General features: G+C 70.4%; 29 protein-coding genes and 1 tRNA gene. 13 read left to right on the top strand and 17 right to left on the bottom strand.

Annotated features, from left to right (window positions below; translation table 11 throughout):
- Positions 1–28: 28 nt before the first annotated feature.
- Entirely contained in the window at positions 29–937 is a 909-nt protein-coding gene (locus tag OOZ19_RS17485; RefSeq protein WP_266091181.1) for a UTP--glucose-1-phosphate uridylyltransferase, read from the bottom strand.
- Between OOZ19_RS17485 and OOZ19_RS17480 the strand changes: the two genes are divergently transcribed.
- From OOZ19_RS17480 to mscL, 4 genes are all read left to right on the top strand, one after another.
- Positions 936–1,592, top strand: coding sequence for a 5-formyltetrahydrofolate cyclo-ligase (locus OOZ19_RS17480; RefSeq protein WP_416309452.1), 657 nt, complete (start codon positions 936–938; stop codon positions 1,590–1,592). The two genes, OOZ19_RS17485 and OOZ19_RS17480, sit on opposite strands and share 2 nt — an antisense overlap.
- A 99-nt stretch (positions 1,593–1,691) precedes the next feature.
- A complete protein-coding gene (locus OOZ19_RS17475) occupies positions 1,692–2,024 on the top strand; it encodes an FmdB family zinc ribbon protein (protein ID WP_266091179.1) in 333 nt (110 codons plus the stop codon).
- A gap of 199 nt (positions 2,025–2,223) precedes the next feature.
- Positions 2,224–2,946, top strand: coding sequence for a CpaB family protein (locus tag OOZ19_RS17470; RefSeq protein WP_266091178.1), 723 nt, complete (start codon positions 2,224–2,226; stop codon positions 2,944–2,946).
- Between the two features lie 90 nt (positions 2,947–3,036).
- Positions 3,037–3,522 carry a large conductance mechanosensitive channel protein MscL gene (gene mscL / locus OOZ19_RS17465; RefSeq protein ID WP_266091291.1) on the top strand — a complete coding sequence of 162 codons (486 nt, stop codon included), beginning with the start codon at positions 3,037–3,039 and terminating at the stop codon, positions 3,520–3,522.
- A gap of 17 nt (positions 3,523–3,539) precedes the next feature.
- On the opposite strand, the gene OOZ19_RS17460 is transcribed toward mscL, so the two are convergent.
- Positions 3,540–3,728, bottom strand: coding sequence for a hypothetical protein (locus tag OOZ19_RS17460; RefSeq protein WP_184476589.1), 189 nt, complete (start codon positions 3,726–3,728; stop codon positions 3,540–3,542).
- A gap of 188 nt (positions 3,729–3,916) precedes the next feature.
- Here OOZ19_RS17460 and OOZ19_RS17455 point away from each other — a divergent pair, with 188 nt between their 5' ends.
- Positions 3,917–4,342: an antitoxin gene (locus tag OOZ19_RS17455; RefSeq protein WP_266091177.1), complete on the top strand. Its 426-nt coding sequence runs from the start codon at positions 3,917–3,919 to the stop codon at positions 4,340–4,342.
- Positions 4,343–4,405: 63 nt separating this feature from the next.
- On the opposite strand, the gene OOZ19_RS17450 is transcribed toward OOZ19_RS17455, so the two are convergent.
- The 9 genes from OOZ19_RS17450 to mrf all read right to left on the bottom strand — a co-directional run bounded on the left by OOZ19_RS17450 (position 4,406) and on the right by mrf (position 13,082).
- On the bottom strand, positions 4,406–4,906 hold the full coding sequence (locus OOZ19_RS17450) for a MogA/MoaB family molybdenum cofactor biosynthesis protein (protein WP_184476585.1): 501 nt from the start codon (positions 4,904–4,906) through the stop codon (positions 4,406–4,408).
- Positions 4,907–5,097: 191 nt separating this feature from the next.
- Positions 5,098–6,534, bottom strand: a complete 1,437-nt coding sequence (locus OOZ19_RS17445; protein WP_266091176.1) for a S1C family serine protease — start codon at positions 6,532–6,534, stop codon at positions 5,098–5,100.
- A gap of 161 nt (positions 6,535–6,695) precedes the next feature.
- Positions 6,696–7,772, bottom strand: a complete 1,077-nt coding sequence (galT, locus tag OOZ19_RS17440) for a galactose-1-phosphate uridylyltransferase (RefSeq protein ID WP_266091175.1) — start codon at positions 7,770–7,772, stop codon at positions 6,696–6,698.
- Complete coding sequence (locus OOZ19_RS17435; protein WP_266091174.1) at positions 7,769–8,614, bottom strand: DeoR/GlpR family DNA-binding transcription regulator; 846 nt, start codon at positions 8,612–8,614, stop codon at positions 7,769–7,771. The genes galT and OOZ19_RS17435 overlap by 4 nt, the downstream gene beginning before the upstream one ends.
- A gap of 376 nt (positions 8,615–8,990) precedes the next feature.
- Positions 8,991–10,394 carry a sensor histidine kinase gene (locus tag OOZ19_RS17430; protein WP_266091173.1) on the bottom strand — a complete coding sequence of 468 codons (1,404 nt, stop codon included), beginning with the start codon at positions 10,392–10,394 and terminating at the stop codon, positions 8,991–8,993.
- Positions 10,391–11,086, bottom strand: coding sequence for a response regulator transcription factor (locus OOZ19_RS17425; protein WP_266091172.1), 696 nt, complete (start codon positions 11,084–11,086; stop codon positions 10,391–10,393). The genes OOZ19_RS17430 and OOZ19_RS17425 overlap by 4 nt, the downstream gene beginning before the upstream one ends.
- A gap of 203 nt (positions 11,087–11,289) precedes the next feature.
- Positions 11,290–11,442: a 50S ribosomal protein L32 gene (gene rpmF, locus OOZ19_RS17420; protein WP_184476577.1), complete on the bottom strand. Its 153-nt coding sequence runs from the start codon at positions 11,440–11,442 to the stop codon at positions 11,290–11,292.
- Positions 11,443–11,455: 13 nt separating this feature from the next.
- Positions 11,456–11,707: a type B 50S ribosomal protein L31 gene (locus OOZ19_RS17415; protein ID WP_266091171.1), complete on the bottom strand. Its 252-nt coding sequence runs from the start codon at positions 11,705–11,707 to the stop codon at positions 11,456–11,458.
- 103 nt (positions 11,708–11,810) lie between these two features.
- Entirely contained in the window at positions 11,811–13,082 is a 1,272-nt protein-coding gene (gene mrf / locus OOZ19_RS17410) for a ribosome hibernation factor-recruiting GTPase MRF (protein ID WP_266091170.1), read from the bottom strand.
- Positions 13,083–13,156: 74 nt separating this feature from the next.
- Between mrf and rpmB the strand changes: the two genes are divergently transcribed.
- From rpmB to OOZ19_RS17375, 7 genes are all read left to right on the top strand, one after another.
- Positions 13,157–13,393: a 50S ribosomal protein L28 gene (rpmB, locus tag OOZ19_RS17405; protein ID WP_266091169.1), complete on the top strand. Its 237-nt coding sequence runs from the start codon at positions 13,157–13,159 to the stop codon at positions 13,391–13,393.
- Positions 13,393–13,557: a 50S ribosomal protein L33 gene (rpmG, locus tag OOZ19_RS17400; RefSeq protein WP_184476571.1), complete on the top strand. Its 165-nt coding sequence runs from the start codon at positions 13,393–13,395 to the stop codon at positions 13,555–13,557. Before rpmB ends, rpmG begins: the two co-directional genes overlap by 1 nt.
- 29 nt (positions 13,558–13,586) lie before the next feature.
- Complete coding sequence (gene rpsN / locus OOZ19_RS17395) at positions 13,587–13,892, top strand: 30S ribosomal protein S14 (RefSeq protein ID WP_184476569.1); 306 nt, start codon at positions 13,587–13,589, stop codon at positions 13,890–13,892.
- A 5-nt stretch (positions 13,893–13,897) separates the two neighbouring features.
- Positions 13,898–14,137 carry a 30S ribosomal protein S18 gene (rpsR, locus tag OOZ19_RS17390; RefSeq protein WP_266091168.1) on the top strand — a complete coding sequence of 80 codons (240 nt, stop codon included), beginning with the start codon at positions 13,898–13,900 and terminating at the stop codon, positions 14,135–14,137.
- 123 nt (positions 14,138–14,260) lie between these two features.
- Positions 14,261–14,929: a 5,6-dimethylbenzimidazole synthase gene (bluB, locus tag OOZ19_RS17385; protein WP_266091167.1), complete on the top strand. Its 669-nt coding sequence runs from the start codon at positions 14,261–14,263 to the stop codon at positions 14,927–14,929.
- Positions 14,930–15,003: 74 nt separating this feature from the next.
- Entirely contained in the window at positions 15,004–16,494 is a 1,491-nt protein-coding gene (locus OOZ19_RS17380) for a GGDEF domain-containing protein (RefSeq protein WP_266091166.1), read from the top strand.
- Positions 16,495–16,653: 159 nt separating this feature from the next.
- A complete protein-coding gene (locus OOZ19_RS17375) occupies positions 16,654–17,814 on the top strand; it encodes a hypothetical protein (RefSeq protein ID WP_266091165.1) in 1,161 nt (386 codons plus the stop codon).
- Between the two features lie 12 nt (positions 17,815–17,826).
- On the opposite strand, the gene OOZ19_RS17370 is transcribed toward OOZ19_RS17375, so the two are convergent.
- Positions 17,827–19,887: an NB-ARC domain-containing protein gene (locus OOZ19_RS17370; RefSeq protein ID WP_266091164.1), complete on the bottom strand. Its 2,061-nt coding sequence runs from the start codon at positions 19,885–19,887 to the stop codon at positions 17,827–17,829.
- Between the two features lie 161 nt (positions 19,888–20,048).
- On the opposite strand from OOZ19_RS17370, the gene OOZ19_RS17365 reads away from it, so the two are divergent.
- A tRNA-Arg gene (locus OOZ19_RS17365) sits at positions 20,049–20,121 on the top strand.
- 73 nt (positions 20,122–20,194) lie between these two features.
- On the opposite strand, the gene OOZ19_RS17360 is transcribed toward OOZ19_RS17365, so the two are convergent.
- The 5 genes from OOZ19_RS17360 to OOZ19_RS17340 form a co-directional block, all read right to left on the bottom strand.
- Positions 20,195–21,343 (bottom strand): site-specific integrase, encoded by a 1,149-nt coding sequence (locus OOZ19_RS17360; RefSeq protein ID WP_266091163.1) that lies wholly within the window; start codon positions 21,341–21,343, stop codon positions 20,195–20,197.
- A 1-nt stretch (position 21,344) separates the two neighbouring features.
- Positions 21,345–21,524: a helix-turn-helix transcriptional regulator gene (locus OOZ19_RS17355; RefSeq protein ID WP_266091162.1), complete on the bottom strand. Its 180-nt coding sequence runs from the start codon at positions 21,522–21,524 to the stop codon at positions 21,345–21,347.
- A 6-nt stretch (positions 21,525–21,530) separates the two neighbouring features.
- Positions 21,531–22,811 (bottom strand): replication initiator, encoded by a 1,281-nt coding sequence (locus OOZ19_RS17350; RefSeq protein ID WP_266091161.1) that lies wholly within the window; start codon positions 22,809–22,811, stop codon positions 21,531–21,533.
- Between the two features lie 111 nt (positions 22,812–22,922).
- Positions 22,923–23,756 (bottom strand): hypothetical protein, encoded by an 834-nt coding sequence (locus OOZ19_RS17345; protein WP_266091290.1) that lies wholly within the window; start codon positions 23,754–23,756, stop codon positions 22,923–22,925.
- Between the two features lie 18 nt (positions 23,757–23,774).
- The gene (locus OOZ19_RS17340; protein ID WP_266091160.1) at positions 23,775–23,933 is read right to left on the bottom strand and encodes a hypothetical protein; all 159 of its coding nucleotides are present in this window, start codon (positions 23,931–23,933) and stop codon (positions 23,775–23,777) included.
- Positions 23,934–24,003 lie beyond the last annotated feature (70 nt).

Raw genomic sequence — 24,003 nt, 5'->3', positions numbered from 1 at the left:
TCCGGGTGGAGCCGAGGCCGCCTGGGCGTCAGCTCCTGTTCAGCCTTGCACCGAGCCAGTTCCGCAGATCCGGCCCGTACTCGGGATCGTCCAGCGCGAAGTCCACCGCAGCTTTGAGGAAACCGCCAGGATTTCCCAAGTCGTGTCGCGCCCCTCGGTGCACCACGACGTGCACCGGATGCCCCTCCGAGATCAGCAACGCTACGGCATCGGTGAGTTGTAGCTCACCTCCGGCACCGGGTTCGATGCGCTTGAGCGCGTCGAACACCGCCCGATCGAGCAGGTAGCGCCCGGCGGCGGCGAAGCTGGACGGCGCGTCCTCCGGAGCGGGTTTCTCCACCATGCCGCGGACCTGCTTGACGTCGTCCTCGTCGGTCTCGGCGACGTCGAAGACGCCGTACGAGGAGACCTGCTCGCGGGGCACGTCGAAGGCGCAGAGCACGCTGCCGCCGTAGCGGGCGCGGGTCTCGGCCATCTTGGACAGCACTCCGTTGGGCAGCACGAGGTCGTCGGGCAGCAGCACCGCGACGGCGTCGTCGGCGGCGTCCAGGTTGTCCTCCGCGCAGCTGACGGCGTGGCCGAGGCCGAGGGCCTCGTGCTGCAAGGCCGTCTCCGCCTTGATCAGTTCGGGGGCGCGGCGGACCTTGTCGAGCAGGGCGTCCTTGCCGCGTTCGCGCAGCGTCCGCTCCAGTTCGGGGGCGGGCTGGAAGTAGTCGGTGACGGCCTTCTTGTCCGGGGAGGTCACGATCACGAGGCGCTCGGCGCCCGCTTCGGCGGCTTCGGTCGCCACCAGTTGGATCCCCGGAGTGTCGACGACGGGCAGCAATTCCTTGGGCACGGCCTTGGTGGTCGGCAGGAACCGGGTGCCCAGGCCCGCTGCGGGCACGATGGCAGTGCGGAACGCAGCGTTCGCGGGGTTGCTGGCAGCGGTGTTCATGGCTCGGGAGCCTATCGGGCGCACCTATGGTGGAGCTGTGACCTCGCTGGGAGAACTACGGGAAACCAAGTCCGATTGGCGGCGCACCCTGGCCGAACGCAGACGGAGCATCAGCGAAACCACACGATCAGCGGAAGCGGATTCGCTTCGTTCGGTGGTGCTGCGCTGGGCCGAGCGGCGCACGCCTCGGGTGGTGGCCGCGTACGTGCCGGTGCGGGGCGAACCGGGGTCCGCGGCGATGCTCGACGCGCTGCGCGGGAGCGGGTGCCGGGTGCTGCTGCCGATCGTGGTCGGTGCCGCGCCGCTGGACTGGGCCGAGTACACCGGCGCGGACTCGTTGGACCCGGCCCGGTACGGCCTGCTGGAGCCGAACGGGCCGCGGCTGGGGCCGGCCGAGATCGGGGCCGCCGATTCGATCCTGGTGCCGGCGCTGGCGGTGGATCGCCGCGGTGTCCGGCTGGGCCGGGGAGCCGGGCACTACGACCGGTCGTTGCCGCTGGCGGATCCGGCGGCTCGGCTGATCGGGGTGGTGCGCGATGCGGAGTTCGTGGCGGCGTTGCCCGGTGAGGAGCACGACGTGCGGATGCACGCGGTGATGACGCCTGGTCACGGCGTCGTGCCGATCGACACCGGGGACGCCGGGCACGCGGTGTGACCTAAGAGTGTTTGCGCTGGGCACCTCATTTGACGCATCATCGTGCTGGCACTCTGTTCATTCGAGTGCCAACACGATGACGCCCGGAGGTTGACGGCCGTGCCCACCTACCAGTACGCCTGCACTGAATGCGATCACCGTTTCGAGACGGTGCAGTCCTTCAGTGAGGACTCGTTGACCGAGTGCCCGCAGTGCACCGGTCGGCTCCGGAAGCTGTTCAACGCGGTGGGCATCGTGTTCAAGGGCAGCGGCTTCTACCGCACCGACAACCGGTCGAACTCGAATTCGGGTTCGGGCTCGTCGTCGGGGTCCTCCTCGTCCGGTGAGTCGAAGAGCTCCGGCTCGTCCTCCGACTCGTCCTCCTCGTCCTCGTCGAGTTCCTCTTCCGGTTCGTCGTCGAGTTCCTCCTCGACCACCGCGGCGGCTTCCTGAGCCGTTCCACCTGATCCACGAGATCGCCGACCGCACTCGCGGTCGGCGATTTTTTTCTGCACTAGTGGCAAATTTCAGGATTCCGATTCGAAGTTGTCCACAGGCGGCCGATCCATCCACAGATTCCGAACTTGACCCTGTCCACGTCCCGCGACCTCCCCTAACGTCGATCACAGCTGGTCGACGACGGGGAGGAACCATGGGCGGGCGGCACGAAACCAGGCGCTGCGGATTCGAGAGCGGACTTCCGGAAGAAACCACGCGAACGACCGATTCATTCGGTTCCACCGATTCGCACCGCGCGGAACGCGCCGAATTCGCGTGGCGCGAGAGACCACCGGGATCCCCCGATTCCGCGCAGCGAATCCAAGCGCCACGAGCCCGCATCCGAGCCGGGCGCGAGAAGGACCGCTCGCTCGCGCCGAACCTGCGGGAGCGGATCGGCGCGCTGCTGCCCGGACCACCGCGACCGCGGGGGACCCGCGCGCTGCTCGCGCGCCGCATCGCGGCGACCGCGCTGTTCGTGCTGGCCGGCGCGCTCGCCGTGCTGCCCGCCGGCCGATCAGGTGAGCCGCGGGCCGACGTCCGGCTCGCCGGAGCCGAACCGGGCACGACCGAGCCCGCCGGGACGGCCCCTGCGGGCGTGGCGCCGGATCCCGGCCAGGTCGCGGTGCCCGTCCGGCTCGCCGACTCGGGCGTGGCGGACCTGCTGCATCCCGGCGTTCGAGTGGACCTGGTCACAAATCCAGAGCGTTCCGCCGACGGATCGGTGTTGGCCGAGCGAGTGCCGGTGCTCGCCGTGCGCACCACTGGCAGCGGTTCGGACCAGGGACGACTCGTCCTGGTCGGCATTCCGGAGCAGCGGGCGCCAGCAGTGGCCGGAGCGTCATTGATCCATTCGGTGACCGTTACCCTCCGCTGAGCAGCCGCAGGGATGCCTCCGGATCGGCTTCCACGGTTTCACCGCTCGGGACGGTCTCGGGCACTTTTCAGACGAATGAAGGAGTATTCCGTGCTCAAGGGCTTCAAGGACTTCTTGATGCGAGGCAACGTGATCGACCTCGCGGTCGCGGTCGTCGTCGGCAGCGCGTTCACCGCCCTGGTCACCGCGGTCACGACCAGCGTCATCAAGCCCGTGATCGCCGCGACCGGCGGTTCGAACGTGACCGGGCTGTCGTTCCAGATCCGCGCAGGCAACGACGCTTCGATCATCGACTTCGCCGTGGTGATCAACGCGATCATCACGTTCCTGATCACCGCCGCGGTGGTGTACTTCCTGTTCGTCATGCCGATGCAGAAGATCCAGGAGCGCCGCAAGAAGGGCAAGGAAGAAGGCCAGTCGGAACCGACCGACGTGGAGCTGCTGCTGGAGATCCGCGACCTGCTGCGCCGCGAGCAGGGCCTGCCCATGGTGAAGGGCCTGTCCGAGGTGGACGACACCACGGCCACCGCCTCGGTGGCCGCGAAGTCCGCGAACGGCGACGCCAGCAAGAACTGAGCCACCGTCCAGGGGAGTCAGCCGCCGTGGTGCGGTGGCCGGTTCTCCCGGTACCAGCGGTCGGTCTCCCGCTGATCACCCTCTCGCCGGTCCGGCCCCTCGGATCGTTCGTCGGACGTGGTCTGCGGGAGCACCTCGCCGAAGATCTCTGCGAGGCGGCGCCTGCGCTGCCGTTCGGTTTCCGTCACCCCACCATCGTCCCCCATCTCGGGGAAGAGCGGACGACGGACGCCATGGCTCGCTTCCTCCGTCAAGATCGTGGTGCCACCATGGATTCCGCACCCGGGGATTTCCCGGTGGCGGCCGGGACGCGCTGACGCCCACGGCTTCGGGCCGCGTTCGGCACCGCGGCGTCCCGGCCGCCGACAGCGGCAAAGCCACCTGGAGGCAGCGGATGAGCTTCATGGACAAGGCGAAGGACCTGGCCAACCAGGCCAAGGACAAGGCGGGCGAACTCGCCGAGAAAGCGGGTCCGAACGCCACGAAGGGGCTGGACGCCGCCAAGTCGAAGCTGGACAAGGCCACCGGCGGCAAGTACCACGACCAGATCGAGAACGTGAGCAGCAAGGTCGAAGGCGTGCTCAAGCGCGACCAGGGCGCCTCCGGCGACACCGCGGACGGCTCCGGCGGCACCGCGCAGCCGGGCACCGGCTCCTCCGGCACGGGTTCGCCCAGCACGGGTTCACCCAGCACTGGTTCGCCCGGCACTGGTTCGCCCGGCACCGGCTCCGCGGACCCCGGCTCCTCCGGCACGGCGCAGCCCGGTGAGACGCCGCGCAAGCCGGACACCGACGGCCCCGGCACGCCGCCCTCGGCCTGACCCGGGAAACGACGACGGTGGCGGCACCCGCAGGGCACCGCCACCGTCCTGTCGATGTGGGGATCAGGCCTGTTCGAGCCCCGACAACTGCTCGATCACGTGCGTGACCAGCGGCGACAACGTCGCCATCCCATCGCGGACCGCGGCCCGCGAACCGGCCAGGTTGACCACCAGCGTGCTGCCGGACACCCCGGCGAGCCCGCGCGAGACGCCAGCGTCGACCGCGCCCGCGGCCAGCCCGGACGCCCGCAACGCCTCGGCGATGCCGGGCACCGGCATGTCCAGCACACCGGATGTGGCGTCCGGCGTGACGTCCCGAGGCGAGACGCCCGTGCCGCCGACCGTGATGACCACGTCCACGCCGCCGATCACCGCGGTGTTCAGCGCGTTGCGGATGTCCACCGTCTCCCCGGCCACCGCGACGGTTCCGTCCACGATGAATCCGGCTTCCTCCAGCAGTTCGGTCACCAGCGGACCGATGCTGTCCTCCTGCTCGCCCTGCGCGGCCCGGTCGTCCACCACGACCACCAGGGCGCGTCCCAGCCGCTGCGCGCTGCGTTCCATGCCGTTCACCGTAGTGGCAAGCAGCTCCGGGGGGAGATCCAGTGACCCGCCGGGCTCGACCAGCCGAGCTCGGTCCTGGTGGGGCCGGTGCGGAATGACATGACCGTTGCGTTCGGACATCTGTCGCGTTCTCCTTGTCACCGCGGCCCGACGGGCCGTTCGGATGGCCGCCGGAGCAGCCGGGTGGTCGATCAGCCCTTCTGGCCGGCTAGCACGACGTCGATCGTCCGCTCCGGGCCACCGTTCGCGCCGGTCAAGGTCACCTGGACCTTCTGCCCCGGCTGGTGCGAACGCACGGTCGCCACGAGCGCGTCGGCGTCCTCGATGAACCGGCCGTCGAACTTGGTGATCCGCTCGCCGTTCTGCATGCCGGCCTGCTGCGCCGGACCGTTCGGCACGACGTCGGCCACGACCGCGCCGCCCCCTTCAGCGCTCCTGATGCGCACGCCCAGCGTGGTCTGGGTGGCGGAGCCGGTGTCCTTGAGCTCCTTCGCGGTGCGCTGCGCCTGGTCGATCGGGATGGCGAAGCCGAGGCCGACCGAACCGCCCTGCTCCTGCCCGGAACCGGGGCTGTAGATGGCCGAGTTGATGCCCACGACCCGCCCGTCCATGTCGACCAGCGGGCCGCCCGAGTTGCCGGGGTTGATCGCGGCGTCGGTCTGCAACGCGTTGAGCACGCTCTCCTGGTCACCGCTCTGGCCGCCCGCTCGCACCGGCCGGTCCTTCGCGCTGACGATGCCGCTGGTGACCGTGCCGGAGAGGCCGAACGGCGACCCGATCGCCACGACCGGCGAGCCGACCGGCAGATCGTCCGAACGCCCCAGTTCCGCGGGCGTCAAGCCGGTGATGTCGGCCTTGACCACGGCGAGGTCGGACCTGGGGTCGGAGCCGATGACCCGGACCGAGGCGGACCGGTTGTCGTTGAACATCGCGGTGAGCTTGCCCTGACCGGCGCCTTCGGCGACGTGGGCGTTGGTGAGGATGTAGCCGTCCTGGCTGAGCACGATGCCGGAGCCCTCGCCGGATCCCTGCGCGCTCTGCATCTGCAGCTGCACCACGCTCGGCAGCACCTTCTGCGCCACGCCCTGCACCGACCCTTCCGGGGCGACGCTGGCGCTGCGCGCGGGCGGCTGCTGCTCGAGGCTCGTGGCCTGCGATTCGGAGCCGGAGGAACCGAGCCGGTAGCCGACGAATCCGCCGACGCCACCGCCGATGAGGCCGACCGCCAGCGCCCCGACCAGGGCGGTGGCGACGAGGCCGTTGCGCTTGCCCGCGCGGTTCTCCTGCACCGGCACCGCGCCCATCGGCTGCTGGTACCAGCCGTGCTGGTGCGGGGCGCCCATGTGCGGGTACTGCCCGCCGGGGGTGCCGCCGATTCCTTGCTGCTCGTACCCGTAGGGGCCGGGTTGCTGCTGCGTCGCGGCGTGGCCACCGGGCTGCTGGGCCGGTTGCCCGTACGCCGGGTCGGCGTACGGGTGGGCCTGCTGGGTGGTGGCGGATCCGTCGAACGCCCCGGCAGGCGGCGTGTCGCCGGTCGCCTGCGGAAGGTGCGCCGTTCCGCTGTTGTCTGCCTGCTGCCGCGGGTCCTCGGACGATTCGCCCGAGCCGCGCTGGGGCTCGTCGTTCATGTTCCCCACTTTGGGGCATTCAGCTGAGAACCGCCTGAGACCCGCCTGTGGAGTGGCCGACGAAATATCGACAGCGCCCCCGCGGAACATCCCCCGGACGAGAGCTCGGCCTCAGCCGTCGTTCACTACGCGTAGCGCGCGCTCCCGGGGGCCCGGCCGGTTCACACCGCGCGGAGCCGATCAGCCACCTGCTCCGGCGTGACGTCGTTGATCCACACGCCCATGCCGGATTCCGACCCGGCGAGGTACTTCAGCTTGTCCGCGGAGCGCAGTACCGAGAACAGCTCCAGGTGCAGCCAGGACAGGTCCCGGCCGGTGCGGACCGGGGCCTGGTGCCACGCCGCGATGTAGGGCAGCGGGCGGTCGTAGAGGCCGTCGAGGCGCCGCAGCACTTCCAGGTAGGTGGTGGCGAAGTCGTCGCGTTCCGCGTCGGTGAGCGCGACGAGGTCGGGCACCTGGCGGTGCGGCACGACGTGCACTTCGACGGGCCAGCGGGCGGCGGCGGGCACGTACGCGGTCCAGTGCTCGGATTCCACGATCACGCGGCGGCCGGAGGCGCGCTCGGCCGCGAGCACGTCGCCGAGCACCGGCCTGCCGTGCTGCGCCCGGTAGTCCTCGGCGGCCCGCAGCATCCGCTCCGTCTTGGGCGTGACGAACGGGTACCCGTAGATCTGCCCGTGCGGGTGGTGCAGCGTCACGCCGATCTCTTCGCCCCGGTTCTCGAAGCAGAAGACCTGCTCCACACCGGGCGTAGCGGCGAGCTCGGCGGTGCGGTCGGCCCACGCCTCCACGACGGTCCGCACCTGAGCGGGGGTGAGCTGGCCGAACGAGGTGTTGTGGTCGGAGGTGAAGCACACGACCTCGCAGCGCCCGCGCGCCCGCCCGGTCGGCACCATCGGCATCCCGTCCACTGCGGACGGATCGGGTTCGGCGGCGGCGAAGGACGGGAACTGGTTCTCGAACACCGCGACTTCGTAGTCGGCCTCGGGAATCTCGGTGAGCCTGCCGGGCGTGCTCGGGCACAGCGGGCACTGGTCGGCCGGGGGCTTGTAGGTGCGGGTCTGGCGGTGGGCGGCCATCGCGACCCACTCCCCGGTCAGCGGATCCCGCCGCATCTCGGAGACCGGTGGCCGCGGCGGGAGGTCGCGGGCGTCCACGGCTTCGCGCACGCGCGCCGGATCGGTGTCGTAGTAGAGGATCTGCCTGCCGTCTGCCAGTTCCCGGACGGTGCGCTTCACCGCGCGGCCTCCTGATCGCTGCCGGCCTGTTCCGGGCCGGGCTTGTCTGGTGCGGACTCCGCGGTGAGCACCGATTCGGCGATCACGAGCTCGTGCACCTGCTCGGCGAGCAGCTGCCTGGCGTCGGCGGGCAGGCCGTCGTCGCTGATCAGGACGTCCACTTCGGCGAAGTCGACGATGGTGGAGATGCCGACCGTGGACCACTTCGCGTGGTCGGCGACCACCACGAGCCTGCTGGCCGCTTCGGCCAGTGCGCGGTTCGTTTCGCTCTCGTTGAGGTTCGGCGTGGTGAACCCGGCGCGCGGCGCCATGCCGTGCACGCCGAGGAACACCAGGTCCAGGTGCAGGGCTCGCAGCGATTGCACGGCGACCGGGCCGACCAGGGCGTCCGACGGGGTGCGGACGCCGCCGGTGAGCACCACGGTCCGGTCGGTGCGACCGCGCTGCTGGAGCACGTCGGCGACGCGGACCGAGTTCGTCACGACCGTCAGGTCGGGGATGTCGTCGAGGTGCCGGGCGAGGGTCCAGGTGGTGGTCCCGGCGGACAGGCCGATGGCCGTGCCGGGCCGCACGAGGCCCGCCGCGGCGCGGGCGATGGCTTCCTTCTCGGCGAGCTGGCGCACGGATTTCGCTTCGAAGCCGGGCTCGTCGGTGCTGCGGCCGAGGGTGGTGGTGGCGCCGCCGTAGACCTTCTCGACGAGTCCTTGGCGGGCGAGCGCGTCGAGGTCGCGCCGGATGGTCATGTCGGAAACGCCCAGGCGCAGCACGAGCTCGCTGACCTGCACGGCGCCGGTGCGCCGCACCTCGTCGAGGATCACTTCCTGGCGTTGGCGTGCGAGCACTCCACCCGTCCCATCCAGCCGGCCCGGACCGCTCGTCCTCGGGCGGGCACTGCGTCGGTGCGCGTCCTGTTCGTGAGGATGCTGCTGACTTGACGAGTCAAGTCAACATGAACCAACACTACCCGCAACGACTCACCGGGAAAATCGGGGTAACCACCGACAATGATCACCAAATGTGTTCGATGCTGTTGGATTTTCGGGCAGATTGCTCCGAATGAACCCTTCCGAACGGTACGAGGATCACACGCAGGCACCAACGCCCGCGAAACAGGTCACCACCGGCGCGGCCGATCAACCGTGACCCACCGCCAGCCGGAGCAGACCGCGCCCGCGACCGGGTCGAACCCCGCCCGCCGGGCGGGGCCGCGGGCGCGGATCACGCCAGGTGCCCCGGCAGGATCATGCGCAGCAGCGCGCCGCCCTCCGGCGCGGCACCGGCCCACACGCTGCCGCCGTGCCGCTCCGCCACCTGCTTGACGATCGAGAGCCCCAGCCCCGAGCCCGGCAGCGTGCGCGCCAGCGACGACCGGTAGAACCGCTCGAACACGTGCGGCCGATCCGCCTCGGCGATGCCCGGCCCACTGTCGGCGACCTCCAGCACCACCGAACCAGCGCCGTCGGCGTGCATGCCGACCCGCACGGTCCCGCCGTCGCGACTCCACTTCGCCGCGTTGTCCAGCAGGTTCAGCACCGCGCGTTCCAGCGCCGTGGCGTCGCCCATCATCGACCACGGCTGCAGCCGCACGTCGAACTCGACGGGGCCCGCGCGCCTGCGCGCCCGGTTCAGCGCGCGTTCGACCACGTCGACGAGTTCGACCGGTTCGTGCACGGCCTGCGGGGCGTCCTCCCTGGCCAGTTCGACCAGGTCTCCGACGAGCGCGGAGAGCTCGGTGATCTGGCCGCGCACGTCCTCGAACATCTCCTCGCGGTCCTGCTCGGACAGCGCGGGCGCCCCCGGTTGCGCGGCGGCCATCAGCAGTTCCAGGTTGGTGCGCAACGAGGTCAGCGGCGTGCGCAGCTCGTGCCCGGCGTCGGCGACGAGTCTTCGCTGCCGCTCCTGGGATTCGGCGAGCGCGCCGAGCATGTCGTTGAACGAGGTGGTGAGCCTGGCGAGCTCGTCGTCCCCGGACACGGGGATGGGCCGCAGGTCCCCGGTCAGCGCGACGCGTTCGGTGGCCGCGGTGAGCCGCTGCACGGGGCGCAGCCCGGCGCTGGCCACGGCGGTGCCCGCGGCGGCGGCGAGCAGGATCCCCGCTCCGCCGATCACGACCAGCACCAGGCTCAGCTGTGCCAGCGTGGCCTTCGTCGGGGCGAGCGACTGCGCCATGACCAGCGCCCCGTTGTCCGCAGGCACCGCCACGATGCGGCTGTTGGTGGCGTCGTCGGTGCGGATGGACTTCGGCAGCTTCCCCTGCGCCACGGCCAGTTCCAGCGCCCCGGAGGGAGGCCGCTTGCCCGGCGCCAGCTCCGCGCCGTTCGGGTAGAGCACGCTGATCTGCAGGTTCGCCGCCGTGTAGAACGCCACCGGGACGCCCTGCAACCCGGCGGGAGCGCTGATCAGCGGCCCCGCTTCGGCTTCGACGGCACGGCGCAGCAGGCTGTCGTCGAGCTGCTCGTAGAGGCTGTCGCGCACGGTGAAGAACGCGCCGAGCGACACCAGCGCCACGGCTCCGGCCACGCATATCGCCGCCAGCAGCGTGACCCGGTTGCGCAGCGAGATGCGCTGCAACCGGTCGCGGCCGGCGGTCGCTTCGGGCGGCGGTGGGGCGGATTCGATCACGGCGGGGTCTCGCGGAGCACGTAGCCGACGCCGCGCACGGTGTGGATCAGGCGCGGTTCACCTTCGGCCTCGGTCTTGCGGCGCAAGTACCCGACGTAGACCTCCAGGGCGTTGCCCGAGGTCGGGAAGTCGTAGCCCCACACGTCCTCCAGCAGCCGGCTGCGGGTGAGGACCTGCTTGGGGTGCGCTATCAGCAGTTCCAGCAGCGCGAACTCGGTGCGGGTGAGGCTGATGGGGCGGTCGCCGCGGCGCACTTCGCGGGTGCCGGGGTCGAGGTCGAGGTCGGCGAAGTGCAGCGCGGGCGGGCTGTCGTAGCCGTCGTCCTCGGCCGGGGAGGCGCGGCGCAGCAGGGCGCGCAGCCGGGCCAGCAGCTCTTCCAGCGCGAAGGGCTTCGGCAGGTAATCATCGGCGCCCGCGTCGAGTCCGGCGACCCGGTCGGAGACGGCGTCGCGGGCGGTGAGCACCAGGATCGGCAGATCGTCGCCGGTGCTGCGCAACCTTCGCGCCACCTCCAGGCCGTCCAGGCGCGGCATCATCACGTCCAGGACCATCGCGTCCGGCCGCTGGTCGGCCAGCCAGTCCAGGGCCTGTTGACCGTCCGCGGCGAGTTCCACCTGGTAGCCGTTGAACTGCAACGAGCGACGCAGCGACTCGCGCACGGCCCGGTCGTCATCGACGACGAGGATGCGCATGCGGACAGTGTTGCGCGAAGCCCTGAGAAGGACCTGAGAACGGGCCTTCGCACGCCCCGGCCCCGGCCGGATGTGACTCGACTCCCAGCCGCACCAGCGCTTTCGGCGCCCGGCCGTCAGCGACGACGTCCCGGTGGTCTTCTCGCGATCCCGCGGCGAGAAGACCACCGGGCCCCGCTACCTCGCCCCTGCGCAAGCGCCCTTCACCGCTGCTGGAAGTAGCGGATCAGGTTGCGCGGGACGAGCTTGCGCTCGCCGTCGACGACGATCGGCACCAGTTCGGGCGCGGTCGCCTTCCACTGCGAGCGCCGGTGCCGGGTGTTGCTGCGGGACGTCTTGCGTTTCGGAACGGCCATGCGGGTGCTCTCCTCAGCGGGTGCGGTTGCCGTAGCGGCGGCGGAACTTCTCGACGCGGCCTTCGCTGTCGAGGACTCGCTGGTTCCCGGTCCAGAACGGGTGCGAGTCGGCGGTGATGTCGACGACGATCAACGGGTATGTCGCACCGTCCTCCCAGGTGACGGTGTCCTCCGACGTCGCGGTCGAGCGGGTCAGGAACCGGGCTCCGGTGGAGCGGTCCTGGAACACGACCGGCCCGTATTCGGGGTGGATGTTCGGTTTCACGTGTCTCCTCCTCGTGCTGGGACGTTCTTGCTCGACGCCCGAGCGGGCTCGGGTGCCGGGGCTACCCCGCGGTACCGCCTGCTCATGCCCGCCGTGCGGGTTCTCACCGGTCGCCGCCCCGTTCGCGCGACGCGGGTGCCTGTTCCGGTTCGTCTTCGGCGCACGGGTCCTCGTGCCACTCCCCGAACGGGTCCGGGAACTCGCGCCATGCGGCCTCGCCGAGCGCCAGCTCCTCGTCGGTGAGCAGGGCCGCCAGCAGCGCGTCGCGGATGTCGCCGGGCTTCGCCTCGTGCGCGATGATCACGAGCTCCTGCAGCCGGTCGCCGTAGTAGTCGTCCCAGTTCAGCGAGGCCTTGACCTGGCGTTCCGGGTCCACTTCGGCCCACTGCTCGGGGCTCTGGGTCACCAGCCACGGCCCGGCGTGCCCGACCCGCAGACCGCCGCCCGCGGATTCGAGCCACAGCGCGATGTCCGGCTGGCTGGCGACCCAGGCGCGTCCGCGGGTGCGCACGACTCCGTCGAGCAGCACGTCCAGCGAGTCGTGCAGGCGCTCGGGGTGGAACGGGCGGCGCTGCTCGAAGACCACGACGGAGACCCCGGCCTCGTCGTCGAGCGGGGGTTGCCCGCGCAGCAACGGCCCGTGCGCGCCGTCGACCTGGCCGCGCCGGGCATTGTCCGGGAGGCGCCGCAGCAGCGCAGGCAGGTCGAGCCCGGCGAGCGCGGCGAACGGCGCGGCCGGGGTGAGCCGGTGCAGCACGGCTTCGGTGCGCGCGGCCTGCCAGCGGTCGGCGTCGCCCGCGAGCACGACGGCGTCGGCGAACTCGGCCTGCCCAACGCCGACCTGGGCGACGGTGCGCTCGTCATCGGGGCTGCCGGCGAGGCCGCGCTCGTAGAGCGGCTCGTCGCCGCCCGCGTCGGTGAGCCAGCTCGGCAGGTCGACGGCGGTGATGACGGCCTGGACTTCGACGTCCTCGGCCACGGGCGCGGAGTCGACGACGACGTGCTCGATGGCCCAGCAGATCGCCTCCGGTTCCAAGGACGGGTCGAGGCGCACGACGATGCGCCGCACGTCGGGGGCGGCGGCGAGCCTGCGCAGCAGCGGCAGGAAGTCCTCGCGCAGCGTGCAGGAGACGCAGCCGTGGGCCAGTTCGAGCACGGTGAGCTGCTCGGAGTCGCCTTGCCGGAGGTGGCGGCGGACGACTCCGCCGGTGACTTCGCGCAGGTCGTGGTGGACGACGGCGGTGCCCTGCGGGTCGGTGGCGCGGGCGGATTCCGCGGTCGCCGCGACGTGTTCTTCGTGGAGCCCGGCCACCACGATCAGCGGCACTCGGGCGGTCCGGGACGGTTCGGTTCTGTTGCCCACCTGCAGCCCCAATCGGGAACGGTTTTCATCTGCTGTGCCGACACGGTACTCTTAATGAAAACGACTGTCGTTACCAGGAGGCTCAGGTGTCCATCCGCTGCCAAGTGACCGGGAGGGAACCCGGCTACGGGAAGCAGGTGTCGCACTCGCACGTGCGCACCAGCCGCCGCTGGCTGCCCAACGTGCAGCAACGCCGGTACTGGCTGCCGTCGGAGAACCGCTGGATCCGCCTGCGGGTGTCGGCGAAGGGCATCAAGACCATCGACAAGCGCGGCATCGAGTCCGTCGTCGGCGAGATGCGCGCACGTGGGGAGCGCGTCTGATGGCGAGCAACGACATCCGCCCGGTGATCAAGATGCGCTCCACCGCCGGCACCGGATTCACGTACGTGACCAGGAAGAACCGCCGCAACAACCCGGACCGCCTGCGCCTGCGCAAGTTCGACCCGGTTCTCGGCAGGCACGTGGAGTTCCGCGAGGAGCGCTGAGCGCGCCCGACTACCCCGAAGGAGGCCAGGTGGCCAAGAAGTCCAAGATCGCCCGCAACGAGCAGCGCAAGGTGATCGTGGCCCGGCACGCCCAACGGCGCGCGGAGCTCAAGCGGATCATCTCCGCGCCGGGCAGCTCCGCCGAGCAGCGCGACGCCGCTGTGGCCGAGCTGTCCCGCCAGCCGCGCGACGCCAGCGCGACCCGCGTCCGCAACCGCGACGCCGTGGACGGCAGGCCGCGCGGCTACTTCCGCAAGTTCGGGCTCTCCCGGGTGCGCCTGCGCCAGCTCGCGCACCACGGCGAGCTGCCCGGCGTGACCAAGTCGAGCTGGTGATCACCGTGGCGACCAACGACCGCAGACCGCCCCGCCGCAAGCAGAACCTGCTGCGCAAGGAGGGTGTCGTCGAGGTGGACTGGAAGGACGCGGCACTGCTGCGCAAGTTCCTCTCCGACCGCGGCAAGATCCGATCGCGCCGGGTGACCGGGCTGACCATGCAGGAGCAGCGCGAAGTCGCGAACGCGATCAAGAACGCGCGCGAGATGGCCCTGCTCCCCTACCCGAGCCCGGCCAAGCGCTGAAGCGCGGCACCTGCCGGGAGGAGCCTCCCGGCAGGTGCCGCCTCGTGCACAGCGGGTCACGGCACGCCCCGATGTGCTCCCCACCATCACGCCCGAGTCCCGGGGCACGGCAGGATCGAGCCAATGACCACCGCTCGATCCACCGACCCGATGCCCGCGGCCGACCTCTACGACGTGCTGGCGCGCCGCCGCGACGTCCGTTCCGAGTTCACCGGCGGCGAGATTCCCGCCGACGTGCTGCGTCGGGTGCTGACCGCCGCCCACAGCGCGCCCAGCGTGGGCCTGAGCCAGCCGTGGGACTTCGTGCTGGTCCGCGACGAGTCCACCCGCCGCGCCTTTCGCGAACACGTGCTCGCCGAGCGCAGCGTGTTCGCCGCCGAGCTCAGCGGCGAGCGCGCCGACACCTTCTCGAAGATCAAAGTCGAGGGCATCGTCGAATCCGGCCTCGGCATCGCCGTCACCTACGACCCGGACCGCGGCTCCCCCGCCGTGCTGGGCAGGCACGCGATCGCCGACGCGGGCCTGTACTCGGTGTGCCTGGCCATCCAGAACCTGTGGCTGGCCGCGACCGCCGAAGGGCTCGGCGTGGGCTGGGTGAGCTTCTACCGGGAGGATTTCCTGCGCCGCCTGCTGGACATTCCCAGCGGTGTGCGGCCCGTCGCGTGGCTCTGCGTGGGCCCCGTGCACGCCCTCGCGGAAACCCCTGACCTGGAACGACACGGCTGGCGGCGGCGGGCCCCGCTGGAGGACGTGGTCCATCACGACAAGTACCGGCGCGGCGAGCCCCGGTAGCCTGTAGCAGGACGCGGGGAACGGGGCACGAGGGACACGATCTCGGAGACGCCGTGCGACAGGATGATTCGTTGATGTCGGGGCACATCCCCGCGCAGGATCGTCGTGTGCGGCTGCTGCTGGACTCCGGTCGGCTGCACGAGGCCGACGTGGCCTTCGACGAGCTCATCGCCACCGGGGTGAACCGGGTGGACGAGCAGTGGAACCGGGCGACGGTGCTGGTGCACCGGGCGTGGTTGTCCTGGCGGCTCAACCGGATCCCGCAGGCGCTCGAACTGGCCGCGGAGGGCTGGACGGAGCTGGATTCGGACCAGCCCGCGGGCAAGTCGGCTGCCCAGACCATCAGCATCCTCGGCAATTTGCTGGAGACGATCGGGCACCGCGCCTCCGCGCTGGAGCTGATGACGCTCGCCGTGCAGGTGGCGCGCAAGGACGGTGACCCGGAGACGCTGGCGCACTGCCTGGTCCGCCAGGCCAGCGCGCTGATCTTCCGCTCGGTGGCGCGGGACACCGAGTCGGCGGAGCGGCTGTTCACCACGGCCCGCGACCTGTTCGACGAGGCGCTGCTGGTCGTCGACAAGGGCCAACTGCAGCGCGTGGCGCTCGCGGGCGGCGCGCGGGCGCTGGCCGGGCTGGGCCGCCTACCGGAAGCGGACCGGCTGGCCCGGCGTTCCCTGGAGCTGAGCAAGCAGGCCGAGGACTGGTTCTGCACGGCGGTGGCCAACTGGGTGCTCGCCGTGGTGCGCCGGGACGAGGGCGACCTGCAGGGGGCCCGGACCTTCGCCAGCCGCGCCCTGGACAACGCCGAGAGCATCGGCGACACGATGCAGATGATGCGGTATTCGCTGGACTTGGCCGCGATCTGCGTGCACCTCGGCGACGCGGTGGGCGAGGCGGCGGCGCTGCGGCGCACGGTGCGCGCGAGCGGCATCGCGGTGGAGACCTTGCAGGAGGGCTTGGGCCAGGCGCTGGAGCAGCGGCGGGTCGCGGTGCAGGCGCAGCGGATGGCGACGGCCGCGCAGGAGGCCGCGGTGCGGGATCCGCTGACGGGCCTGGTGAACCGACTCGGCTTGCAGCGCCAGGCACCGGTCCTGCTGGAGACCACGGCGTCGCAGGGCCGCATCCCGTGGTTGGTGCTGCTCGACGTCGACTGGTTCAAGGATGTCAACGACCTTGCAGGCCATGCGGCCGGTGACGCGACGTTGCAGGAGGTCGCGCACTTGTTGCGACGCGAGTGCCGCGCCGACGACCTGCTCTGCCGCTGGGCCGGGGACGAGTTCGTGGTGCTGCTGGTGGACGACGCGGAGGACTCCCGCCATGCCGGTCCGGTCGTCGCCGAGCGGATCCGCGCGGCCGTGGACCGGCACGACTGGCGCCTGGTGCTGGGCCGCACCAGGCAGCCGCCGACGGTGAGCATCGGCGTGGCCGGTGGCCCGGCGAAGCTGGACCACCTGTTCGCTGCGGCGGACATCGCGCTGTACCGGGCGAAACGGGCGGGGCGGAACCGGGTGGAGATCGACCGCGGCGATCCGGAGCAGGACCGGCCGGAGATCCAGGGCGGTTAGGATCGGCGGCCATGCCCGCCGACGACGCCGCCCCCGACGCGGATTCCCCGATCGCGCGTGGACAATCCGCCCCGGAGTCCCGGAGTCCCGGAGTCCCGGAGTCCCGGAGTCCCGGAGTCCCGGAGTCCCGGAGTCCCGGAGTCCCGGAGCGGGGCTGCCGTGGGTGAGCGGGCCGATCGCTGGTCCACGATCCCGGTTCGCCGCCGGGTGCTCGGAGTGGTCCGCACCCTGACCGCGCTGGACCGGTTGCACGACGTCTTCGCCGTGCTGGCGGACGATTTCCGCGTGGAGACGCGCTTCGCGGTCGCGGCCGGTTCGGAGTTCGAGGCGGACCTGCAAGGCCATCTGGACGCGGCCCGCATGCGGTCGCTGCCGTGGCGGGACGCGACGAAGGACCACGTCGACCTGGCGATCTCCCCGAGCAGCAACGGCGCGCTGCACGAGCTGGACGTCCCGGTGCTGACGCTCCCGCACGGCGCGGGCTACCACAAGCTCCGCCCGACGGATTCGGGCGTGGCCAACGACATCTCCGGGCTCTCAGCCGAGCAATTGCTCCACGATGGACGAGTGGTTCCCTCGGTTCTGGCGCTGTCGCACCGGAATCAACTGGAGCTGCTGCGGAGTTCATGCCCGGACGCCGCCGAACGCGCCGTGGTCGTCGGCGACCCGTGCTTCGCCCGGCTGCGCGCGAGCTTGCCGATGCGCGAGCAGTACCGCGCGGAGTTCGGCCTCGACGGGCGGCGGCTCGTGGTGGTCAGCTCGACCTGGGGCGGCGGTTCGCTGTTCGCCGAGTGGCCGGAACTGGCGTCGAGCCTGGTGGACGAGCTGCCGGACTCCCGGGTGGCGCTGGTGCTGCATCCGAACGTGTGGTCCAAGCACAGCGCCTGGCAGGTCGGCCAGTGGACTCGGCGGGCGCGGCGCTCGGGCCTGGTGGTGGTGCCGCCGCACCGCGGCTGGCGCGCGGCGCTGGTGGCCGCGGACACCGTCGTGGCCGATCACGGCTCACTCGCCCTGTACGCCGCAGCGTTGGGAAAGCCGCTGCTCCTGGGCGCGTTCGCCGAGCCGGAGCTGGCGCCGGGCACGCCGATCGCCCACCTCGGCACCCACGTGCCCCGGCTGCGTCCGGTGAACCTCATGTCCCAAGTGGACGGTGCACTGCCGGTGCCGGACCACGAATCCCTCGCCGCGCGAGCCTTCCTTCGCCCGGCTGAAGCGGTCGCGCGGCTGCGGGAGGCCGTCTACGCCCAGCTCGATCTGAGCCCGCCCGCGTTCCCGGCGGTCCCGGAGCCGGTCTCCCCGTTCACCCCGTCCCCGATCTAGCTCGGAGGCGGATCACTCGATCTCAGCGAGCCGGTCGCGAACGCGCTGCGCACCGGTGTTCCGCGCGTCGTCGAGGACGTCCAGCGCTTCGCGCAGGCATCGCCGGGCGCCGTCGGCGTCACCGGTCCCCAGCAGCGATTCGGCGAGCAGCTCCAGCGGTTCGGCCAGGTCGAACGACGCCGTCCGGGCGCGGACGCCGTCGACCGCCGTGCGCAGCGCGACGATCGCCGCTTCGTGATCACCGAGCTGCTGGTGCGCCCTCCCCAACGCGACGTTGATGCGCCCGGGCGTGCGTCGATCTCGCGGGAATTCGCGGAGCCGCTCCGACGCGGACGTCAGCCACCGCACCGCCTCCGCGGCATCGCCACGCCCGGTCAACGCCCGCCCGATGAGGTATTCCTGCAGCGCGACGGCGCGCGGTTTGCCCAGTTCGACGTTGATCGCGCGCGCCTGCTCGAAGAGGGAGATCGCCTCGGACCAGGCTCTCTGTTCGAGGTGGACCTTCCCGTGGAATTCCAGCGCGGACCCGAGCACCCGGCGGTGCCCGGATTCTTCCGCGATGGCACGCGCACCAGCGGCGGCTTCGTCGGCGTCGGTGAACTCGCGCAGTTCGAGCAGCAGCTGCACTCGCAGGGTCCGCAGCCGCGCCTCGGCCACCCGGTCCTGCTCGCGCCGCGCCGCCTCAACTCCCGAGCCGAGCGCGGCGAGCGTGTCGGAGTAGTGCTTGTGCTGGTTGTGCAGCGCCCACAGCGGGCCGTCGCACAGCGAGATCACCGCGCGGTTCCACTCCTGCCGGTGCGCGGCGTCGAGGACCGCGAGCAGGTTGACCCGCTCTTGCTCCAGCCAGCGCAGCGCAGCGTCGTGGTCGAACGGGTTCTCCGCCGTGAGCAGCTCGTCGTCCTGCCCGACGCGCAGCCGCTGCGGTTCCAGGACGGCCCGATCCGCGTAGGCGCCCCGAACCCGGTACCAGTCGACGAGGCGCCGCAACGCCTCCGCGTCCGGCGTCCGCAAGCGCGTGGCGTGCAGCCGGACCAGGTCGTGGAACCGGAATTCGTCCTGGTCGTTGCATTCGAGCAGGTTCGCCTCGTGCAGCTCGTACAGCAGCTCCTCGGCGTCGGCGACCGGCAGCTGAGCGAGCGCGGCGACGGCGTCGGCGGCGAACGCCGGTCCGGGGATGACGCCGAGCAGCCGGTACAGGGATTCCTGCGCTTCGGGCAGTTCGCCGACGGCCCGGTCCAACGCTTCGCTCACGACGGGCACGCCTCCTTCGGTGAACCGGTCCAACCGCTGCCGGTCGTCGTCGAGTTCCGCGACCACTCGCGCCACCGTCCACCTGGGCCGTTTCGCGAGGCGCCCGGCGGTGATGCGCAGCGCGATCGGCAACCCGCCGCACAGCTCGACGAGCCGCCGGGCGGCGTCCGCCTCGGCCGCCACCCGCTCGCCAGCTCCGGCGCGCAGCAGGTCGATCCCCGCGTCGACGTCGAGCCGCCGCAACTCCAGCGGCAACACCCCGTCCACCACCAGGTCCCGGGACTGCCGGTGCGTGATCAGCACCATCAGCCCCGCATCCGAAGCGGGCAGCAACGGGAGCAGCTCCCGCGGCTGCGCGACGTCGTCGAAGACGAACGCCACCTTCCGCCCGCTGGTCCGGCTGCGGTACTCGGCGAGCGCCTCGTCCTCGGAGCTCGGGATGTCCGCACCCCGCATCCCCAACCCGCGCAGGCAATGCGACAGGACACCGCCCGTCGACACCGATTTCCCCCGCAGGTCGACGTAAACCTGCCCGTCGGGGAACCGGTCCCGCACCCCGTGCAGCCAGTGCAGCGCCAGCGCGGTCTTGCCGGTACCGCTGCCACCGCTGATCGTCACGCACAGCGCGCGTTCCCCACCCCGCTCGAGCGCCTCGTCCAACCGGGCCCGCTCCGGTTCCCGGTCGACGAACCCCGCGGGCGGCGGCGGGAGCTGCTCGGCGCGCAGCACCTCTGCGCCGTGGTGGTGTTCGTGGAAGTGCACCTGCCCGACCGAGCCCGCCTGCACGAGTTTGTCGACGTCGCCGCGGTTCTCGTTGCCCATGCCCACTCCCCCAGACCGCATCGGCACGGCCGGCTCGGCTGTCCAGTGACGATCACCTCACCATACGCGACCACTCGATCACCAACGGCCGCTTCACCACTCCCTGCTGTCGCCCGGCGATCCCCGGCCGGTACCCTCCAGGGGTCGACGCGTCGACGCACGCCCCCGTAGCTCAGGGGATAGAGCACGGCTCTCCTAAAGCCGGTGTCGCAGGTTCGAATCCTGCCGGGGGCGCATTACCGCTGGTGAGAGACGCGGGGATTCGGTCGGTTCAAGATCGACCCCCGCTAAACCCCCGCAATTGGCATCAGCTCTCCAGCTGCATCTTCGCCAGCGCATCTGCCGCCGAACGACCCTTCGACTTGCGGTGCATGTACACGTCCTGCGTCATGCTGACCCGCTCGTGCCCGAGGTAGTCGGCGATCTCCCGCGCGGAGAGACCGGCCGCGTCCAGGACCGTCGCGACCAGGTGGCGGAAGGCATGCGGGTGCAGCCCCTCCCACTCCGTCCCGTCCACAGCCTCCCGCAGATCAGCACGGGTGTTGTCCGGATCTCGAAGCGTTCCTGTGGACGTGGGATACACCCACGGCGATTCTGATTCCGCGTTGCGGCGATTGAGGATGTCCACGTACCACGCGGGCACCGTGATCGTGCGCATGCCGGCACCGGACTTCGTGTGCGGCTGGACCATCAGACCGTCGCCGGTAACCCGGATGACCGTGCCCTCGATAGCGATGGTCCCAGCGGCGAAGTCGACCTTGCTCCAGTCCAGAGCCAGCAGTTCGCCGATGCGGCAACCGAGAGCACCCAAGCCGTCCACCACACCCGGAAGATCCCGGCGAACCGCCTTCTTGCGACCCCGCAAGTGCTTACGCAGCTTCGGCAACTCTTCGGGTTCCAGGACCATGCGTCCCTTCTTGGCCTTCTTGCCACCGGACTTCGGAAGGACGACCTCCCTGATCGGGTTGTTCTCGATCGCGTCGTGGCGGACGTAGAGGCCCATGATCCCGCCGAGCACGACCTTCGCGTGTTGCGCGCTTCCAGGACCCGCCGTGTCATGAACGGTCCGCAGGACTCGTGTCGCCAACGAAACCGTGATCTCGCTGCCCCGCAACGCACCGACAGCCGGTTGAACATCCCTGGTCCAGCTCTCTCGGTAGGTCCGCTTCGTGCGCAGCGCCTTGTCCGACTCGTCGAGCTCCCGAAGCCACATCTCCGCGACGACCTCAAGCTTCGTCGAAGCCATCACTTCGTCCCCAGCAACGGCACGGGATCGGTCGCGCAGAGCCGTGCGCAGGTTCTCCTTGGCGCCCGTCTTGCTCCGGCCGATCCGCTCCACGTCCCGAACCTTGCCGTCGTAATCGCGGTACTTGGCCCGAGCCCGCCACTTGTTCGACGCGATCTGATTGCAACGAATCTCGCCGTACGTTCCCAGCGGAAGGGGTGGCCGTCCCACTTCAGATCACCCCTTCAGGTTGTTCGTCGAACCATGCTTCGACGTTTTCGGGCCGGTAGCGGACGTGCTTGCCGACGCGCTTTCCCGTAGGGCCGGTGCCTCGGGTGCGCCACTGGTAGACGGTGCCCACGGGCACACCGAAGAAATCGGCCACGTCGTTGGGTCCCCACAGCTTTTGCATGGCGGGTTAGTCCTTTCGTTCGGTGGTGTGGTGGTGTTTGCGGGTGTCGCGTCGGCGTTGGGCGATGCCTTCGGCGATGTCGCGTTCCTCTGGGGTGCGGTGTCCGACTGAGGTCAGGTCCCAGTGGTTGACCACGGTCACGGCGTCTTCGGTGACGCCGAGTTCGTCGAGGGCGGCTTCGAGGCGGTAGCGCTGTCGGTCGCCACGGATCTGTTTGAACGTCGTGGAGAACGCCTTGGACTTGGACAGGAAGTGGCCGCGGAAGGCGAGCATGTGGCACCAGCGCCGCAGGTTGAGGTGATCCAGCTCCTCTAGGCCGCCGAGTGCCCATGCGGTGCGCATGAGCTGCTTGTAGTGCTCGTTGATCCGCAACTGTTCGATGTGGGCATCGGAGCGGATCGGACGGTCCGCAGCCTCAGACTTGCCGGTGCCCTTGGTGGCGTACTTGGCCACGTAGGAGGAGAGGCGGTCGTCGGTGATCTCGCCATTACCGTCTTCGAAGTGCGGGGCGTTGGCGGCCTTGATGGTGCGGACGTCGATCTGACGGCCCCAGGCCAGTTCGAGTGCCTGGCCGTCGATCTCCGGTGTGGTGATCTTGACCTGTGCATGCGCCGCGTGGATGGCGTCGGCGAGCAGGTCCGGAGTCGCCCACGCCGGGGCCTGGTCCGAGGCGCCGCCGGGTCTGTCGAGGCGGATCACGGCATGGAAGTGGATCGCTCCACGACGCTGGTACTCGGCGACCTTCGCGTACGACAGCCGGGCATGGTCGGCGAAGTCGCGGACCCGGATTCCGGCCGCTTTCGCGAGGTGGCGGCGAAGCGCGATGACGAACCGGTGCCAGAGCTGCCCGGCGTGTGCGTTGAACAGGACGTGCCCGGTGTAGTCGTACCGAGTCGGGAAGCGGGGTTGTCCGTCGTCGCGGACCGGGCCGAACGAGGGTGCCGTGAGGGTGAGGAACACCCGGGGGCGTTCGGTGACGTGCTCGGGGACGCCTTTGGTTCCGCCGGAGAGCCCGGCGCGCAGGAGGTGGAAGGCGTCGGCGGCGTACCGGTCGGAGCACGCGGCACAGACCGACTCGCGCCGGTTCCCGCACGGCACCATGACGTGCCCGCCCTTGTGCGCGAGAACCTGGCTGGTGGTGTTGTCGGTGACGGTCCAGGCGCCGGTCATGCGCACGGGGTGGGTGCATCCGCCGGTGGCTTCGACCTGTTCACGCCATTGCTGGTAGTCACGGCTGTGGAGTCGTCGTTGGTAGCGGTCCACGACCGCCGGGTCAGTACGCACCATCAGAGGTGATCCTTTCGAACATGACGAAGGCGGAGCACCACCGAGGTCGTTCGGTGGTGGTGCTCCGCCTTCGTGGGGTTGTGCTTATTCAGTTGTGCCAACGATTTCCGGTCAGGTGGTGATGAGATCGGCGTGGATGGCAGCAGCCATCGCGTCCGGGACCTTCACCACCTGCTGCACATCCACCGGAGCAAACCCACGGCCCTCTTCAGCCGCCTGGTCGCGGGCACGCTTGAGCGCGTCGACGACGTGCGCGGGCAGACGCGGACCGCGTTTCACCGGCTCTGCCGGAACCGCTGTCGGCATCGGTGCTTCCTGCGTGGCTGGAGCCGGGGCCGGCTGTGCGACTACTTCCCTGGTTTCCGCAGGTGAGTCATGCTCTGCGGCATCGGCATAGCCCTGCATCACGACTTGCCGTGACCGGGCCTGAATCACCGGGATCACCTCGGCCAGCCCGTAGACGACCACGGGAATGATCAGGTGCACCGCCAGCGACCCGAGTTGGAACCGGGCCGGGTCGAGTTGCGGGATCACGTTCATGAACAACGTCGTGCCCAGCAAGACCCGTTTGATGCGTGTCCACCAGTGGTGACCAGGCTCGACACCGTGCGCCAAGATCACGGCTTCGAAGTTCAGCAGCAGGATCAGCAGCCCTGCGAACATCGGTTCCACCGTCCACGCCGCCCACCACACCGGATCATCGGACGTGGCGTCACCGGCGAGGAACGCCTGAACCCCGGTGGTGGTGAACGACAGCCCCAGGGCGAGGAAGAACCACAGCCCGGCCACCGTGCGCCGCCGGGTGCGTTCCATCGCCACAGCGATCAAATCCGGGTCGAGGGACAACGGGCGGAGTCGTTTGGACTCGGCGATGCGTGCGCCCAGCCGCTCCACCCGCCGGGTGTTCCCGGAGTTCTGATCGGTGGTTTTGCGGAACGGCCACATCACCCGTCCCTCCCTTCCCTATTCCTCTGTTGTGGTGGTGATCAGGGACTTCACGCCCTGCACGAGCAGCGCCAGTACGAGCAGCACCAGGAGCCCGGATGCCGAACCGGCCAGCACCCACACCAGCGCCACCACTCCGAGCGCGAGCAGGCCCAGCAGGACGAGGACGCCTAACAACTCGTTTCAGAATGAGGTTGGTAGTTGGCGGTAGCAGATGAGGGCGCAGCCGAGTTGGAGGAGTCCGAGG

This window comes from Saccharopolyspora sp. NFXS83 (assembly GCF_026241095.1).
Classification (GTDB): Bacteria; Actinomycetota; Actinomycetes; order Mycobacteriales; family Pseudonocardiaceae; genus Saccharopolyspora_C.
This window is presented reverse-complemented; position numbering and strand designations above follow the sequence as displayed.